The organism is Providencia rettgeri, assembly GCF_001874625.1.
Lineage (GTDB): Bacteria > Pseudomonadota > Gammaproteobacteria > Enterobacterales > Enterobacteriaceae > Providencia > Providencia huashanensis.
Window position 1 is genome coordinate 2,352,963 of sequence record NZ_CP017671.1, and the last position, 15,346, is coordinate 2,368,308.

The 15,346-nt window shown below is 35.4% G+C and carries 17 protein-coding genes and 1 pseudogene; 11 read left to right on the forward strand and 7 right to left on the reverse strand.

The window, feature by feature from the left end:
* Nucleotides 1–349 precede the first annotated feature (349 nt).
* Entirely contained in the window at nucleotides 350–703 is a 354-nt protein-coding gene (locus RB151_RS24315) for a hypothetical protein (RefSeq protein WP_071548064.1), read from the forward strand.
* A 57-nt stretch (nucleotides 704–760) separates the two neighbouring features.
* On the opposite strand, the gene RB151_RS10805 is transcribed toward RB151_RS24315, so the two are convergent.
* Together RB151_RS10805 and RB151_RS10810 are read right to left on the reverse strand one after the other, a co-directional pair.
* A complete protein-coding gene (locus RB151_RS10805; protein ID WP_081363947.1) occupies nucleotides 761–2,959 on the reverse strand; it encodes an AAA family ATPase in 2,199 nt (732 codons plus the stop codon).
* A gap of 460 nt (nucleotides 2,960–3,419) precedes the next feature.
* Nucleotides 3,420–4,241 (reverse strand): phage portal protein, encoded by an 822-nt coding sequence (locus RB151_RS10810; RefSeq protein WP_225832919.1) that lies wholly within the window; start codon nucleotides 4,239–4,241, stop codon nucleotides 3,420–3,422.
* 131 nt (nucleotides 4,242–4,372) lie between these two features.
* Here RB151_RS10810 and RB151_RS23660 point away from each other — a divergent pair, with 131 nt between their 5' ends.
* The 5 genes from RB151_RS23660 (at nucleotide 4,373) to RB151_RS10835 (ending at nucleotide 7,434) form a co-directional block, all read left to right on the forward strand.
* Entirely contained in the window at nucleotides 4,373–4,768 is a 396-nt protein-coding gene (locus tag RB151_RS23660) for a hypothetical protein (protein ID WP_081363948.1), read from the forward strand.
* Nucleotides 4,765–5,109, forward strand: coding sequence for a tail fiber assembly protein (locus RB151_RS23925; protein WP_071548065.1), 345 nt, complete (start codon nucleotides 4,765–4,767; stop codon nucleotides 5,107–5,109). The genes RB151_RS23660 and RB151_RS23925 overlap by 4 nt, the downstream gene beginning before the upstream one ends.
* 88 nt (nucleotides 5,110–5,197) lie before the next feature.
* Nucleotides 5,198–6,397, forward strand: coding sequence for a Shedu immune nuclease family protein (locus RB151_RS10825; RefSeq protein WP_071548066.1), 1,200 nt, complete (start codon nucleotides 5,198–5,200; stop codon nucleotides 6,395–6,397).
* A gap of 55 nt (nucleotides 6,398–6,452) precedes the next feature.
* A complete protein-coding gene (locus tag RB151_RS24320; RefSeq protein WP_071548067.1) occupies nucleotides 6,453–6,755 on the forward strand; it encodes a hypothetical protein in 303 nt (100 codons plus the stop codon).
* A complete protein-coding gene (locus RB151_RS10835) occupies nucleotides 6,718–7,434 on the forward strand; it encodes a protein NO VEIN domain-containing protein (protein WP_071548068.1) in 717 nt (238 codons plus the stop codon). The genes RB151_RS24320 and RB151_RS10835 overlap by 38 nt, the downstream gene beginning before the upstream one ends.
* 51 nt (nucleotides 7,435–7,485) lie before the next feature.
* On the opposite strand, the gene RB151_RS10840 is transcribed toward RB151_RS10835, so the two are convergent.
* The 3 genes from RB151_RS10840 to RB151_RS23675 are packed head-to-tail and all read right to left on the reverse strand — an operon-like array spanning nucleotide 7,486 to nucleotide 8,534.
* Nucleotides 7,486–7,917: a phage tail protein gene (locus RB151_RS10840; RefSeq protein ID WP_071548069.1), complete on the reverse strand. Its 432-nt coding sequence runs from the start codon at nucleotides 7,915–7,917 to the stop codon at nucleotides 7,486–7,488.
* 3 nt (nucleotides 7,918–7,920) lie between these two features.
* Nucleotides 7,921–8,109, reverse strand: a complete 189-nt coding sequence (locus tag RB151_RS24325) for a hypothetical protein (RefSeq protein ID WP_225832922.1) — start codon at nucleotides 8,107–8,109, stop codon at nucleotides 7,921–7,923.
* A 44-nt stretch (nucleotides 8,110–8,153) separates the two neighbouring features.
* Entirely contained in the window at nucleotides 8,154–8,534 is a 381-nt protein-coding gene (locus RB151_RS23675; RefSeq protein WP_225832925.1) for a hypothetical protein, read from the reverse strand.
* Nucleotides 8,535–8,652: 118 nt separating this feature from the next.
* On the opposite strand from RB151_RS23675, the pseudogene RB151_RS10850 reads away from it, so the two are divergent.
* Nucleotides 8,653–9,694: pseudogene (locus RB151_RS10850) on the forward strand (phage late control D family protein).
* Here RB151_RS10850 and RB151_RS10855 read toward each other — a convergent pair.
* Entirely contained in the window at nucleotides 9,672–11,039 is a 1,368-nt protein-coding gene (locus tag RB151_RS10855; RefSeq protein ID WP_071548070.1) for a hypothetical protein, read from the reverse strand. The pseudogene RB151_RS10850 and the gene RB151_RS10855 overlap by 23 nt on opposite strands.
* 80 nt (nucleotides 11,040–11,119) lie before the next feature.
* Between RB151_RS10855 and RB151_RS10860 the strand changes: the two genes are divergently transcribed.
* Nucleotides 11,120–11,368, forward strand: a complete 249-nt coding sequence (locus RB151_RS10860; protein WP_071548071.1) for an ogr/Delta-like zinc finger family protein — start codon at nucleotides 11,120–11,122, stop codon at nucleotides 11,366–11,368.
* A gap of 112 nt (nucleotides 11,369–11,480) precedes the next feature.
* On the opposite strand, the gene RB151_RS10865 is transcribed toward RB151_RS10860, so the two are convergent.
* Nucleotides 11,481–11,987, reverse strand: a complete 507-nt coding sequence (locus RB151_RS10865; protein WP_006661783.1) for a DUF4431 domain-containing protein — start codon at nucleotides 11,985–11,987, stop codon at nucleotides 11,481–11,483.
* 165 nt (nucleotides 11,988–12,152) lie between these two features.
* Between RB151_RS10865 and RB151_RS10870 the strand changes: the two genes are divergently transcribed.
* From RB151_RS10870 to RB151_RS10885, 3 genes are all read left to right on the forward strand, one after another.
* Nucleotides 12,153–12,329, forward strand: a complete 177-nt coding sequence (locus tag RB151_RS10870; RefSeq protein ID WP_225832928.1) for a hypothetical protein — start codon at nucleotides 12,153–12,155, stop codon at nucleotides 12,327–12,329.
* A 717-nt stretch (nucleotides 12,330–13,046) separates the two neighbouring features.
* Complete coding sequence (locus tag RB151_RS10880; protein ID WP_048607165.1) at nucleotides 13,047–14,024, forward strand: DUF1852 domain-containing protein; 978 nt, start codon at nucleotides 13,047–13,049, stop codon at nucleotides 14,022–14,024.
* A 28-nt stretch (nucleotides 14,025–14,052) separates the two neighbouring features.
* Complete coding sequence (locus tag RB151_RS10885) at nucleotides 14,053–15,084, forward strand: methionine synthase (RefSeq protein ID WP_042843827.1); 1,032 nt, start codon at nucleotides 14,053–14,055, stop codon at nucleotides 15,082–15,084.
* Nucleotides 15,085–15,346 lie beyond the last annotated feature (262 nt).

Below are 15,346 nucleotides of genomic sequence, written 5' to 3' on the forward strand. Positions count from 1 at the left end.
ACGGTTGTAACGCTTTTCCGAACCCCTCACGTTATTTGTGATACGAATTTCGTTTGTTAATAGTGAAGTAAAGATGGGCTATTACCTAATCTTTTTGACGAGTAATCAGAATTCGTGGGTGGGGTTCGGAAAGCAGTTACAATGGTTACAAAAATAAAATAGTCTTGTATCTCATTGATAATATATAGAAATGTAGGAGTGATAGAAGGTTACAAATGGGGTACTTTACGGTTACTTGTAACCATTGTAATCGACTTCTGAAATGGGGCTATACTATATTTATAATTGTTTTTTATGTTATTTTTAATTAAACATATATAAATAGATAGAAAATATGCAGGATACATAAATGGATACTCTTAATGAATTAAAATTAGCAATAGATGAGCTAAAAAAAATAGAAGAAAGGAATAGTAATTATTCTGGTAATAATCCAAATAAATATGATGCATCGATAAGAGATGCTAGAATAAAAGTGAGAATATTAGATGCAAAAGCAAAATCAGAAGGATTGATAGAGTTAAATAATTCAGAAAAGCTAAATAGGATTTTAGATGAAAAATATCCGAATGCTAAAAGTAAAAAGATAGTAGAATACGAAGGAGCTAAGTATATTAAAAGATACTTCCCAGTTGTGAAAAGTCGTAGTAGGAAAACAGTTCGTGAGTGGGGTAGTAGTTGGAATAGACTGGATGATGAATAATAAATAAATTAATCTGCCACTTAATATAAAAAATTGAGTGGCAGAGTTATGTTGAACTCAATTCATCATCATGTCATAATGAGATTCATGTCCTGTTAATTTGAATATATCTTTAAAAACAGAAAGATATATGTCAATAGAATCCCCTTGGCGCTGAATATATAAGTCATCAGGTATACAATGGGAACCATCATTAATCCAATATAGTAGAGAATTGCATATTTGTTGTTGTTCCGGATTGCTGAATTTAGAAATTATATCTTCGTCACTGAATTTACCTAAAATCTTAAAGTAATTTTCTAAAATTCTTCTCATTGTATTTTGGATAGTTATTTCAGAACAATTTTCTTTATCTTTTATTTCTCTCCATAATAATTCATAAGATGATTCTATAGGGTTTTTTTGCGCATGATAGTTTATGCTAGTTACGCTATTAGATTTTTTCAATATCCAAAAGTGAGTATGCATACATCCATTTGAACGACCATTTTGAAATGATGCTTCTTTGTGAAAATAAACGTTATGAGTTAATAATATAAGTTGTTTTATATTAGATGTGGGGGATTTTTTTATTTCATAAATTATTTTTTTTACTAGTGAGCTAACAATGTATAAGATATTACTATCTAAGCTTGAAATTGGGTCATCTATTACTAAAACCCGATTTTCTGAAACCAATTCTTCCGATAGTGCTCCTTTAGCTAGTTGGTAAAAATATAAAAAAGTTATAAATGTAACTTCGCCTTCACTTAACGTATCTTTAACTAGCTCTCCATTTGGTCGTTGTATGCTATAATGATTATCAAATGTATTCGAAGGAACTATTTTAAAGTTAATAAACCCAAATGAAAGCAATGTTGAGTTTATTTCATCTACAGTAGGCTTGACACTTGTCATGTTTTTATTTAACTCACGAATTTCACGTGTGATTTCTTTTTCTTTTTTTTCTTTTTCTTCTATCTTCGGAAGTAAACTATCTTTTGTTTTATTAAATTGAGATTTATCCTTTACAAATTGGAGTATATCGCTTTTTATTTCATTTATTAAATAAAACCATGTGTCTTTTTTAAGTGATATTAATGATGATTTAAGGGTATTTACTAATGTGTTATGTTTGGTTATTTTTTCGTTTTCAATACTTATCGCTTGATTTAATTGTTCAATAAAATCGAATGTTTTATCTGTGTTAATTTTTAAACTTGTTTTTTCTATTTTTGATTTGAATAATGAAATGTTTCCATTTATGGCTGCTATCAAGGAAAACGAATATAGTTTTATATTTTCCACTTCTACATTTGGAGTTTTAGCCAATAGTTCATTAACATGTTCAATGTGACTTTCTATTCTATCTTTATATGTAATGTATTTTTCAGATAGGTTTTTTAATTTTACAATATCATCAGTGAAACTTTCATCAAAGTACTCTTCAAGTTTTACTCTGAACTCTTCATCTATAGTGTTTTTTTGACAAAAAGGGCATGTTGAACTATTATTTAAATATTTCCTTCCTTGGTTTACCCAATCATTATTATTAAGAAAACTTATTAAGTTGGCGATGTCAACATCAGATTTACCAATTATATTTTTGGTCCAAATAATATCTTCTTCTATTTCCTTTAAGTTAAACCCTGTTATTTCAGGAATTAATTCGTATTCAATGGGAGTGTCACCGAATAAAACACTTGCGCGTTCCTTTAAGTCTTTAAGTGTTTTTAATTCAGTGGATTTATTATTGTGATATTCATCTATGATTTTGTTTTTAAAGCTAACTTTACTGCCAATAAAGCCTCTAAAAGCCTCTTTAAAATCACCTTGATACTTTCTATAAGTTTTCCATGCTATTTCCGTAAACGTTAATTCTTTTTCTATTATGCTTTTTTCTGCTGAATCTAACGTTTTTCTAAGCGTACTAACTCCTTCTTTTTCTTTTTCAGCATCTCTTTTTTTATTATTTATTTTTTCTATTTCTTCAGTAGATGCTTGTCCTAATGTAAAAACGCCTGCAATATCACTAGAGCCAAAATTTTTATCTCTAAATGATTTGTTATATACTAAAGTTTGTAACGGACTGTTATTTTTCCAATTGATATTACAATTGGTATATTTTGTATCGCTAGTGTCCGTTAGAAAATTAGAAATAGTAGTTTTTCCGCATCCATTTCCACCATAAATAAAATTAATTTTGTTCAAATTTTTTATGGTTACGCCATTTTCATCATATGTTGCAACGTTTTTTAAACTAAAACTTTCAATCACACTTTGCACCTTTTGTTAACGCTTCATAAAATTAAGTAATATCATGATAATAATAATTAAAATGTCAAAAAATATTTTCAAAGTTGCAGTTAGATTCAAAGTTAGGAACTCTTAAAACGAAGAGTATTAAAATTTTGCACTAAACAGCACAATTATTTTATCATCAAATTGTTATTACTTATTTGAATTGGTGCGGGTTTAACTGTATTGCACACCCGCACAAAATCCCACACCTTTTGCGTGCGGGCGAGGCGGGGGAGCAAGCGCGCGCAAAGGGGTAAAGGTGAGCCGCGCTGGCTATTATGTGATTAGTCCATGAGTGGTGTTATTTGTGAGTATTCAGGCTGTACAGCCTAGATGAGATAAAAAATAAATTTGGGTATGTGGAATAGGTAGAACGGCGCTAAGGCCGTTCTATTAGCTTTGAAGGGGGAACATCGGTTAATGTGAATTGAATGGTTTATTTATAATTCGGCTCTTTTCCCTTTGCCTGAGTCAAGAAATCCAGCAACGCATATTGTTTAAAGCGGATCACCTCAACGCCTAGCATGTCGTTAATTGATTTCATGCTTTCCATCAGTGGCAATAATTCATTAAACCAAAATACCATAGCGGCCTTTTCGATATCGCCAAGGCTACCCGAGCCTTGCGGGATGATCCCCATAAGTTGTGGTGGTATACGGTGCATGGCCAACAAATCATCACCCGTGGTGTCCTTGATACCGACAAACTCATCTTTGGCGCTGATTTGTGAGAATGGTAAAATTTGAATCCCATCCTTTTCACCATTAGTAGCATAGACAAAGATATTCTTAAACGCCTTACCTTTGCGCGCTTCTGTGAGTGATTTCTTTAATGATTCCACAGCCTCATCATTTGCTAGAGTTGTCGATAGATAAACCATCACATAGGCGTGACTGCCATTCTCATAATAGTTTGTCCGAAACAGGGTAGCTGAATGATTCAAGTTAGCGGAAATTAGTCCAGCCAAATAATCGGGAACGCCGTATATCTCTTGGTGAATACACGGGTTTTTCAAATGAATCATGCTATTTTTGCGAAATTCGTAGGCATCTTGGTAATTCTTCATTTGCCAGTATTGCCCCTCATTCACACCGGTGCGGGTGTACTTAGCCAAAGAGGGTTTAAGCGTTAACATATCGCCGAGCCGGTTAATGCGCTTTTCAAGGTAACCATTACCAAAAACCACAAAATCCTGCGCTAAGGTGGTGAAATCAGGGCGTGATAAATACGGCGTTGGTTCAAAACAGCTAGTGATCACATTGCGTTTATACCAAAGCAGAAACCAACACTAAAGTCACCGATGCGAAAAAAGCTGGTACAGATGCACAAGCGACCGCCAATGCAGCCAACACTGCAGCAAACAATGCGAATAATAACGCGAATGGACGCGTGCCAAGTGGGCGCAAAATAAACAATAAAGCACTGACCGCAGATATAGCACTGAATGCAGGGGACGTGGGGGCGTATACCAAAGCAGAGGTCGATACAAAAATAAATACAGGATTTGGATATACCCAAAAATGGAAAGATGTATCAGCAGATAGAAAAAGTGGGGTGACTTATACAAACTCAACGGGAAATACCATCGCAATTGCGGTTATGCAGACTGAAAACTCACAAAACCCCGGAGTGACATTTTTTGTTGATGGTCTTGAATTATTTAGCACGGTTCGTTCATCAGGCGCTGCGGTGCAAGGGGCGATGTGTATTGTCCCTAGAGGCTCTACCTATAAATTTGTTACTACCGTAAATGCGAAAGCACGGGTGATGGAGATGAGGCAATGAAATATTACATTGATATAAATAATACAGTTTTTGCTTATTCAGCAGATGGTTCCCAAGACAATTTAATTAGCGATGCGTTGATTGAAATTACAGAAAAGAAAGCGTTAGAAATTGCCAATCCTCCACCATCAAAACAACAATTAATCGCTGAAGCCGAGTATCAAAAACAAGCGCTATTAAATGAGGCTACCGCCGCAATTGCACCTTTGCAAGACGCCGTTGACCTTGGTATTGCGACAGATAAGGAACGGGAGCAGTTAAGGGCTTGGAAAGAGCATCGAGTAGAAGTGAATAGGGTGGATGTTGGGTTGGGGGTGGGTGTTAATTGGCCAGAAATGTAGATTGTTATGGATAGTGTGATTTTGTTTGTAGCTTTTAATGAGGAAAAAAATTATATTTCTACATTATTAAATATAAAAGGATTTTTGCATGATAAGTATCTATGGGGAAGATGGATTTGTATATTTAGATTACAAGGTTGAGAATGCTAGTTATGATTGGGTTCTCCATGAATTTGAAAATGGAAGAACTATTTGTTTACTAAGAACATTTTTTTTGCGTAAAAAAAAACTGATTGGGAAAGAAAGTGAAGGAAGGTATCTATTTGTAATAGGTGAGTTGATAGGTGAATATTATAAAATAGATAGTGAAGTTTTGGATATGACTTCTAATTTCTATATTCATAGAAATGTTAAGTTTTCAGTTAAAAGCTTTGTGGCACATAGAAATATATCCATCCCTAGAAAACTAAGTAATATTATAGATGGTGATATATACGTTGGTGGGGAGCATGATGGTAATATACCTGAAAGTGCTTATTTTGAACTTATCAAAGAATTTCCTAACAGTTATGAATTGGATAGGTACACAGAATCAAGAATATCATTGATTCTTTCTGAGTATATAAATCAAAAACGTGATTTCTTTAGTCAGTATAACAAATATATGAATAAAAAAGTCACAATAAGTTCTGAGAATATTTTAGGGCAATATGCACTTCAAGAGATTATTAAATATGAAAACAGCCTTTTGAAGCTAAACGAAATGCTTGTTGATTACAAATTATATAATGAAAATTCTTGGCAGAAAGAGGTGCTGCAAATAGTATTGTTATTATTCCCTAAGTATATTCACGTGGCTGAAAATGTAAAAATAAAAGATGAATATAGGGGGAAAGATCGATTCATAGATATAATTTTAGTCGATTATGATGGGAATTTAGATATTGTAGAAATAAAACAGCCATTTGAAAAGTGTATAGTTACAAATAATGGTTATAGAGAGAATTACATACCATTGAAGGAGCTTTCAGGCTCTATAATGCAAGTTGAAAAATACATATTTCATTTGAATAAAAGTGGAGTTGAAGGTGAGAGATTAGTTAGCCAGCGTTTATTTCCAAATGGTGAAATGAGTATAAAAATAACTAATCCTAATGGCATTGTGCTTCTTGGGAGAAGTCATAACCTTACAGATGAACAACGTCATGATTTTGAAATAATAAAAAGAAAATATAAACATATAATAGATATTATTACCTATGATGACCTGCTTAACAGATTAGAAAATTTAATTAAATTTTGGAAGTTGAAGGCTGAGATTAACCCTGATGAGGCACCGAAAGATTAAGAAGATATAATTATTAAGGAAAAGTATAGCTATTTTATTTTGTAACATTGGATGGATGGAAAATTACCGTGGAGAAACTACGGATAAAATAATTAATGGTGGTTCTTACGTAAGTGAAATGAAAACAGGTCATGAAAACCGAAACTTTTTGGAGTTTGGCAGTGAATATTATGGTTATGTAAGGAATAGGGGCTCTTCTTTTGATTTAGAGCGAATTTCAGGCAATGATAATATAAAAGAGCCATACATTGATGGTGTTGATATTATCTGGTGCGCGACTAGTCCTAGTGATGGGAACGTTGTCATTGGTTGGTATAGAAATGCACGTGTTTTTAGGAATATTCAAAAAACTAGATGAGAATACTGCCAAACCAAGAGCTCATTATGATGAAGAAGAAAGCTATTGGTTTGAAGCTGATGCAAAAGATATTTTATTGCTTCCTGTAGAAGAAAGAACCTTGAAGGTGCCTAGAAATGGTAAAGGCTTGATGGGAACATCACCATTTTGGTATGGAGATAGCATAGAAGGTGCTGATTTTGTTGAACGAGTGAAAAGAATTATAAATTTAAGAACCTCTTTAATAAATGAACAACAAGATAGTATGACGCAAGAAGATATTATCTCTGCTATTTATAATAGTAACCCTGAGCTAAGAAGGAAAACAGAAAAATCAGCAGTTGCAAAAACGACGGAATACTATGAGAAACAGAGCTATAGTGTAAAAAGTGTTGAGCGTGACAATGTTGGTTGGGATTTAGAAGCGTATAAATCTGATGAATTATTAAGAATCGAAGTTAAAGGTTTATTTGGCTTTGGCAAACAAATTCAGCTAACCCCCAATGAATATAAACACTTCTTAAAAAATGAACCTGATTATAGACTTTGTATCGTTAATAATGCACTTTCTGATGAAGACTTTAATTTATATGTATGTTTCTACAGTTCTAGAAATCAATGTTGGTCAATTGAAAACTGTTCTGGTGGTAAAGTGAATTGGAATGAGTGTGTTTCAGTAATAGTTCAAATTACTGCATAGTTATATTAAAAAAATATCATTCCAGTTGATAGCGCTGGAATGATAATTTGGTTATTGTATTGTAATCAACTCCCCAACATCCACACCCGCCAATCTCTCCCTCACATCTTCATTCACCCGACTCAACGGCAACGTAAAATCTATTTTCTTCGCCTTACCATCCGAAAAAAACTCTGTTCTATCAGTGACTAAATTGGTAATCACATACATCCCATAAATAGTGCCAGAGCCCTCAATCAAGGGCAATGGGCGGGCAACATAGGCCGAGGTTTTTAATAATTCCAGCGACACATCACCGCCGGTCACTTCGGGGTAAAGCGTACCGGACAGCGTGATTTTATCTTCACCAGCACCCACATATTGCCATTTGGCACTGCGGCCAACACGGTCATTTTTCACATGGCGCCAATCAAGTGAATGGTTAAAGGTTTGATAAGGGGCGGTGCGTAGCTCAAACACAAACATGCCATAAATCATCATCATAATTTAGTCCTGATCTTTTAAGCTGGAACGGCGGCGGCTATCACGTTCACGTAACAAGATGGTTAATTGTTGCTTCACAATATCGGCAATTTCTTTTTTATTACTCATATCAACACCGTAAAAATTCAACTCGAATGTATTGTATTCCGGCTGCATGATTTGCCGTTCTGACCGTGTAGGCGATACTGCCACCGGTACTGCATTTAATTTGGGTTGAATAGGGGCTAAGGTATTAATCAGCGCATCATTGAACTGGGGAAATAGTGAGGTTTTCTCGCGGTAATGCGGGGCTCTTGATATAGCCCATTAACGGCCGTTACTGCAGGAAAGTTTTTAAACACAATGTCGCCGAGTTTATTTCTATCGACACTTCCCGCGGCGTCACTTAATGCAGATTTACTGCCTTTGGCTTTACTCTTTTTCTCTGCGCTGTCATACACCAAGGTACCGTATTTTTCCGTATTTTCTAACGGGTTAACGTCATTGGTTTTTTGTTGTAGTTCACTGCTTTTTTCCAGTTGCTTACCAGCAACGGTGACGCTACTGGTGATTTTACTGGGTTGCCTCGGCTTGCTGTTTCTGCGCTTGCTCGTTGGTCTTGGCGGTTTTCCCTGCATAAGCGGAAACGGAGTTCAGCACTTTGAATGGGTCTTTTTCGTTAGGGTCAACCTCCATAGCACGCGCCGCATCGGTGGCAGCTTCGGCCGCGGAGGGGATAACGCCGAGTTTTTCTAATTGTTTTTTACGGATTGGACAGAGGGGAATTTAGTCAAAGTTCCTGCCTTTGATTTAACGGTCGGCGGCGTGCAGCTCTTGAGCGTCAATGACCGACTCATGTCATTAACATTAACGGATAATCGCGGTTTTGAAGCCGATACCGGCGCGTGGGGCTGAGATTTCCGTTTCCCTTGGTTGGCAGGGGGAAGCCTTGGTACACAAAGGGATATATACTGTTGATGAAATTAGTCACTCAGGCCCTCCCGACCAAATCACGGTAACCGCCCGTAGTGCGGATTTTCGGCAAGACTTTAACGTCAAACGGGAATACAGCTGGCACGATATCAAAGTACCGGATGTAGTGAGCGCGATAGCGGGGCGTTATAACCTCAAGCCGGCAGTCAGCAAGCAATTGATGCACATTGAAATTGACCACGCCGACCAGACCAATGAAAGTGATATCAGCTTTTTAACGCGTATGGCTGAAATGCTCGGCGCGATAGCCACTACTAAAAACGGCAGTTTGTTGTTTATCGTGCCTAATCAAGGAGTCACGCAAAGCGGCAAGCCATTGCCCGTCATTACCATCATGCGCGAAAGTGGGGATAGGCATTATTTCAGGTTAGCAGACCGTCAAGCGTACACCGGCGTACAAGCTTACTGGTTAGATTTGAACTGCGGCAAACAAAAGAAAACCAGTCTAAAACGCAAGCAAAAGCCCAAAAAAGAGAAGTCGAGCAAAAAAGAGGGCGATTACATCGAGGGTGCCGAGGGTAATGTTTTTGTGATGCGGCAAACCTTTAAAAACGAGCAGTCCGCTAAACGAGCCGCCGCGGCCAAGTGGTCAAAACTACAAAGGGGCGTAGCGGAATTTAATATTACGTTGGCTGAGGGACGCGCAGACCTATACCCTGAAATGCCTGTCACGGTAACTGGATTTAAACCGACCATTGACAGTCATCAGTGGGTGATTAGCCGTGTTGTTCATCAAATCGATGGCCACGGCTTTATCACAAGTTTGGAGTTAGAAATAAGGATCAAAGATGTTGGTATTGAATGAGGAGTAAACTCATTAGAGGTTCTGTTAATATTATAAACTTATCCTTTTCAACTAGACTTACATCGTCATTGTTGACAAATATACATTTAGGGGGAGTTTTTTCAGGTCTAAAGAAATCAAATTCAATTCTTGTGGTTAATGATTTAATATCATCATAGTTACAAAAGATAGAATGCGTTGGTGTTTGAAATGCATTGAAAGCAGTCATTTGAATTTTATTCAGTGTTGCAGGAATAGGTGTGTCAGCATCATGCCATTTTTTTGCTGTTATTTCGATTTTGTTTTTATTAATGAAATGTATGGAGTCAAATGTTTTATAAGCCAGAAGGTTAAGAATATTAGTGGTGAAGGATAAAAATATTAAATACAGTGAGAGATAAACAGTCTTTTTTATGATTCCAATGTTTGGGAGTAAAAGTATCACGTTTGGAATTGTATATAAGATAAGGCACAAGCTAACAAATGGTATGAAAGCATCTTCTAATTGCATTTCACCATCAAGGTTATTTACTAATGCAGAGATAGATAGTATAGACATAGGAATGATAAGCAGTGAAAACAATAATAGCATTATAAATCTATCACGATTTGTTATTCGGTTGTTGCCTTTTTTACTTCTAAAAATATCTTTAAATTCATTAGGGTGCGTCATGAAATAAGGTGTTTTTGTTATTGTTTGGAAGGTCTTTTTTACTAAGTTGAATAATGCTTTTTGGGCTTTTTTGAAATTAAAAACAGTTTCGGTTAGTACAAATGAAAGGCAAAGAAAGTAAGGCACAGATGCTAAATGATATTTTTTCTCGCTAAAATAATTATAAACCATAATAAAAACAATTGTTAAAAATAAAATGCTAATAGCTTTGTATAAAAGAATTTTGTAAAAATTTAATTTTATTTTTATGATTTTAACATTGTTCTTGTATCGTAATATTAGTAGTACCATTACTATAAATGTCATGAATGCTATGAGTGTCACATATTTGGGATGGTCCACCGTTAAATAAATCATAGAAAATATTACAATTGGACTTATACATATTGATAATAAATAACTCCAAATAGATAATCTAAAGTTTTGCTTTATATTATTATCATTGGTTATTTCAATGGATAGATTAATGAGTTTAAATGTTAAAAATGGAAGGCTATAAAATATAAACGTAAAAACAAACCAAGCGATAGAAATAAATATCAGATAAGGGAATAAGTAGCTCTCTTGTAATAAAAAAGAAAAGAAATTTTGAGTATTCAGTGTACTAAGATAAATAAATAATATTATGGGTGATATAAGGACAGATACGGATATCAATAATGTGATTTTAGAAGAATATGAACCTTTAGACATATAATAAAATCCTTTTAATTGATTTTTGTTATGAATAGATTAACCTAACTTAAGGCATACTCCAAACCCAAGGTTAAAAAATGGCGTTCAATTGTCCCCTGTGTGGCGCTGTGACCTATACCAAAACCAGTAAATCCATGAGCAGTGAAACCCGTAGAAGCTATCACCAATGTCAAAATATGCTGTGTGGCTGTTCTTTTACGACAATAACCTCAGTGGAGATTTATCTAACAAAAACTATTCCACAAGAGTTACCTGAAGGCTTTGAGATCCCGATGGATGAGTTACCTAGATCACATCGAGGAGAAAAGCAGGTGGAGATGTTTTGATGGATGAGTAGTAGAATGTATTCATATTACTCATCTTTTCAATTTATGGAAAATATAAATCAGTTTAGATATTAACTTGCTATACAGACTTCATAAGACTGTAATCAGCGAACTATTTTAAAACTTGAATAGAGTTAACATCCAAAAGCGCTTTAGTTTTATGGTGGCCAGTATGACCAAAGAAAATTTCCCCATCAACCTTTACATACTTTCCGAGTAAATCTAAGCGGTTATTATAAATTTCAGCAGTAAGGCATAATTGAAAGGCGCAGGACTTACCATTGTCACGTAGTTCGTTAGTTTCTATGCATCTACCAACTAAGCTTATTGGTTCATTGGTATATAGTATCCAGTAGAATTGAGGTACATCACCATTATCTATTGACTCATAATTTGGAGGGCCAGGAAAAAGTTCTTCTCGAACTTTTCCATAAAGTGTTGTAGTTTGCCCATCCAATAACTCTTTAGGAAGATTTGATTTGTTTTGAAATTTAGTATTCTTCGATCTAAATATTCTATGTCGAGTATTTTGAGATAGAAAAATCCCTATAAATGCTAGGATGATTGAGGTTATAACCCCGACTCCTTGCCAAGTATTACTAGATAAAAAATCAATCAAAACTTGTACCCCATAATATGTTATGTGTTATATGGATATCATAGCAAAAAGGTTATCCAGAGTAATTACAGATGGTTATATTTTAATTTATAAAGAAAAATAATTATGTTTAATGATGATACTGAATACGAATTATCAAGAGGCAGCGACATAGTTAGAGACGGTATGTATCTTGAACTAACTATGGCAAATACTGACCCAGTGTTACAACTTGCTGAAGTCTTTTACTCGGATGTTACCCACCAATTTACATTAACTTGTTTTGAGCCGAACATCCCTCTTGAAGTAATTGAAACCTTGATTGAGCAGGCTAAAAAACTCCTCCCACCCATTGAAAAATAAGCAAAAATAAAGCCTCTCATCAAAAGAGGCTTTATAAGTGTGGTCAATATGTGGACATCAACCATTGACTAAATCCATTTAAATCAATTGTTTAACTAAATTTATATTTGCTTAACAAATGAGGTATTTTCAACAAAAGATAGAGTTTCGAACAACAGCACCGAGAAAATTATTGATGATGATATTTTATAGCTTCATCACACACATCGAAGTTTTCGTCATTTCAGCAGTAGATCACACCAGAGAATTGTGACCCATCATCATTATCATCACGTAGAGGTAGATAAATCTTCAAAGGCGAGCATTCTACTAAAGGTGTCGTGATGGTTAAAATTACAAAGAGGTATGGCAAAATTTGATATTACCTCGCTGGAAAAGGGGTTATCTTCCGACATTATAAAGTTTCTTATCAAAATAAATGTTATAAATGTGGAGCAGTTCTTAGATGTTAATTATCAACAAAATCAAAAGCTAATCATTTTCTGGATACCACGATTAACACTTTATATTCCAGTCTTTATATGCTGATCTTTTGATCATGAAGATAACTCATGTTCCAAATGAAATTAAGTCGCTTTAACTCATTCATCGGCTCTGGCATAAATTAGGTTGTTCAAAATCATTAACTTATTGGCAACATAAATATTGATAAATGGAAACGTGATTTTAAAAGCGAGGCTCCGTTTCCATCTTGGCGCTTAGGATGCAACAAACACGATGAATAAAGATTTTACCTTTAAGATTAAAAGCAGTGTTTTCGACGAGAATTATAACCCTTCGGAAAATACTCGCATTACGACCAACTTTGCTAATTTAGCGAGAGGGGAAAACCGTCAAGAAAATTTACGTAACACGCTGGTGATGATGAATAATCGTTTTAATACACTAGCGTATTGGGATAACCCAAAAAGTGACCGTTATTCAATCGAAATTGAAATTATTTCGGTAGAGATGAGCGTTGAAAAAAGTGCCAATACTTTTCCTGTTATTGAAATACTAAGAACTAATATTATCGATAAAAAAACGGGGAAAAAGATAGAAGGACTTGTCGGAAATAACTTTTCGTCTTATGTCCGTGACTATGATTTCAGTGTTCTATTGCTAGACCATAATAAAAACCAAACAAACTTTAGCCTTCCCGAAAATTTTGGTGATTTGCATGGGAACATCTTTAAATATTTTGTAAATTCAAATGAGTATAAAGCGCGCTTTAACAAGGCGCCAGTGATATGTTTAAGTGTATCAAATAAAGACATTTACCACCGTACAGGAAATCAACACCCGGTATTAGGGATAGAATATCAGCAAAATGGTAGCTCATTAACGGATAAATATTTTAAAAAAATGGGATTACAGGTTCGCTATTTCATGCCGAAAAATAGTGTTGCACCGTTGGCCTTTTATTTTACGGGGGATTTGCTGAATGATTACAGCAATATTGAGTTGATTGGCACAATCAGCACGATGGAAACATTCCAGAAAATTTATCGCCCTGAAATTTATAATGCGAACTCTGTCGCAGGGCAATGCTATCAACCGAGTTTGACGAACCAAGATTATTCATTAACAAAAATTGTTTATGACCGCGAAGAGCGTAGCCGACTGGCTATTGAGCAGGGGAAATATACCGAAGAACACTTTATTGAACCCTACAAACATATTCTAGAGCAATGGTCTGCTAACTGCGTGCTTTGATTAATTTAAAAATTTAAGGTCAATTATTATGAAAATATTATTACCAACATCCACTGCAGGTAGCTTACCGAAACCTTCATGGCTTGCTGAACCGGAGAAACTTTGGTCTCCTTGGAAATTACAGAATGATGAATTAATTGAGGGAAAACAAGACGCGCTTCGTTTATCTTTGGACGATCAGCTACGGGCAGGGATTGATATTGTTAGCGATGGTGAGCAAACACGCCAGCATTTTGTGACGACATTTATTGAACACCTTAGCGGCGTTGATTTTGAGAAACGTCAGGTGGTTAAAATTCGTGACCGTTATGAGGCAAGTGTTCCTACCGTTGTTGGTGCCGTTGCGCGCCAAAAACCTGTCTTTGTGGAAGATGCCAAATTTTTACGTCAGTTAACTAACCAACCGATTAAATGGGCTCTGCCAGGCCCGATGACGATGATCGACACGCTGTACGATAACCACTATAAAAGTCGTGAAAAACTGGCTTGGGAATTTGCTAAAATCCTCAATCAAGAAGCAAAAGAGCTTGAGGCGGCAGGGGTTGATATTATCCAGTTTGATGAACCCGCTTTTAATGTTTTCTTTGATGAAGTTAATGATTGGGGAATAGCGGCATTAGAAAGAGCTATTGAAGGGCTAAAATGTGAAACTGCTGTTCATATCTGCTATGGCTATGGCATTAAAGCCAACACAGATTGGAAAAAATCGTTGGGAACAGAGTGGCGGCAGTATGAAGAAGCATTTCCTAAACTGCAAACTTCGAATATCGACATCATTTCTTTAGAGTGTCATAACTCACGTGTTCCTATGGATTTGATCGAACTGATCCGTGGTAAAAAAGTGATGGTAGGGGCCATTGATGTGGCAACAAATACGATAGAAACCCCTGAAGAGGTTGCGAACACATTACGTAAAGCCCTTGAGTTTGTTGATGCAGATAAACTTTACCCTTCGACAAACTGTGGTATGGCTCCATTATCTCGTCAAGTGGCTAGCGGTAAACTCAATGCGTTAAGTGCCGGAGCAGAAATCATCCGTAGAGAGCTTTCAACGAAGTAGTTACGCTAAATCCCCTAGTTTTGTAATAGGTTTATTTCTTATCATCACATGTTAAAGAAGCTTCTTACCTATAAGAAGCTTCTTTAATACAATTATAGTTAAATGACATTTCTTCCCTATCACCGTTGGATAACTAATTAAATGTTAACCTATTAATAAAGGGTTAATGACGTTTTGATTATCGTCAATTTACCGTCAATTCATCCGTAAAAAACACCATATATAGCCACTAATTAATATCCCTTTAAATAGTTAAAGTAGG

Coding starts and splice junctions, on each gene's coding strand:
- RB151_RS24315 (WP_071548064.1), top strand. CDS start 350: ATGGATACTCTTAATGAATTAAAATTAGCAATAGATGAGCTAAAAAAA.
- RB151_RS23925 (WP_071548065.1), top strand. CDS start 4,765: ATGAAATATTACATTGATATAAATAATACAGTTTTTGCTTATTCAGCA.
- RB151_RS10825 (WP_071548066.1), top strand. CDS start 5,198: ATGATAAGTATCTATGGGGAAGATGGATTTGTATATTTAGATTACAAG.
- RB151_RS24320 (WP_071548067.1), top strand. CDS start 6,453: ATGGAAAATTACCGTGGAGAAACTACGGATAAAATAATTAATGGTGGT.
- RB151_RS10835 (WP_071548068.1), top strand. CDS start 6,718: ATGCACGTGTTTTTAGGAATATTCAAAAAACTAGATGAGAATACTGCC.
- RB151_RS10840 (WP_071548069.1), bottom strand. CDS start 7,917: ATGATGATGATTTATGGCATGTTTGTGTTTGAGCTACGCACCGCCCCT.
- RB151_RS23675 (WP_225832925.1), bottom strand. CDS start 8,534: ATGCAGGGAAAACCGCCAAGACCAACGAGCAAGCGCAGAAACAGCAAG.
- RB151_RS10855 (WP_071548070.1), bottom strand. CDS start 11,039: ATGTCTAAAGGTTCATATTCTTCTAAAATCACATTATTGATATCCGTA.
- RB151_RS10860 (WP_071548071.1), top strand. CDS start 11,120: ATGGCGTTCAATTGTCCCCTGTGTGGCGCTGTGACCTATACCAAAACC.
- RB151_RS10870 (WP_225832928.1), top strand. CDS start 12,153: ATGTATCTTGAACTAACTATGGCAAATACTGACCCAGTGTTACAACTT.
- RB151_RS10880 (WP_048607165.1), top strand. CDS start 13,047: ATGAATAAAGATTTTACCTTTAAGATTAAAAGCAGTGTTTTCGACGAG.
- RB151_RS10885 (WP_042843827.1), top strand. CDS start 14,053: ATGAAAATATTATTACCAACATCCACTGCAGGTAGCTTACCGAAACCT.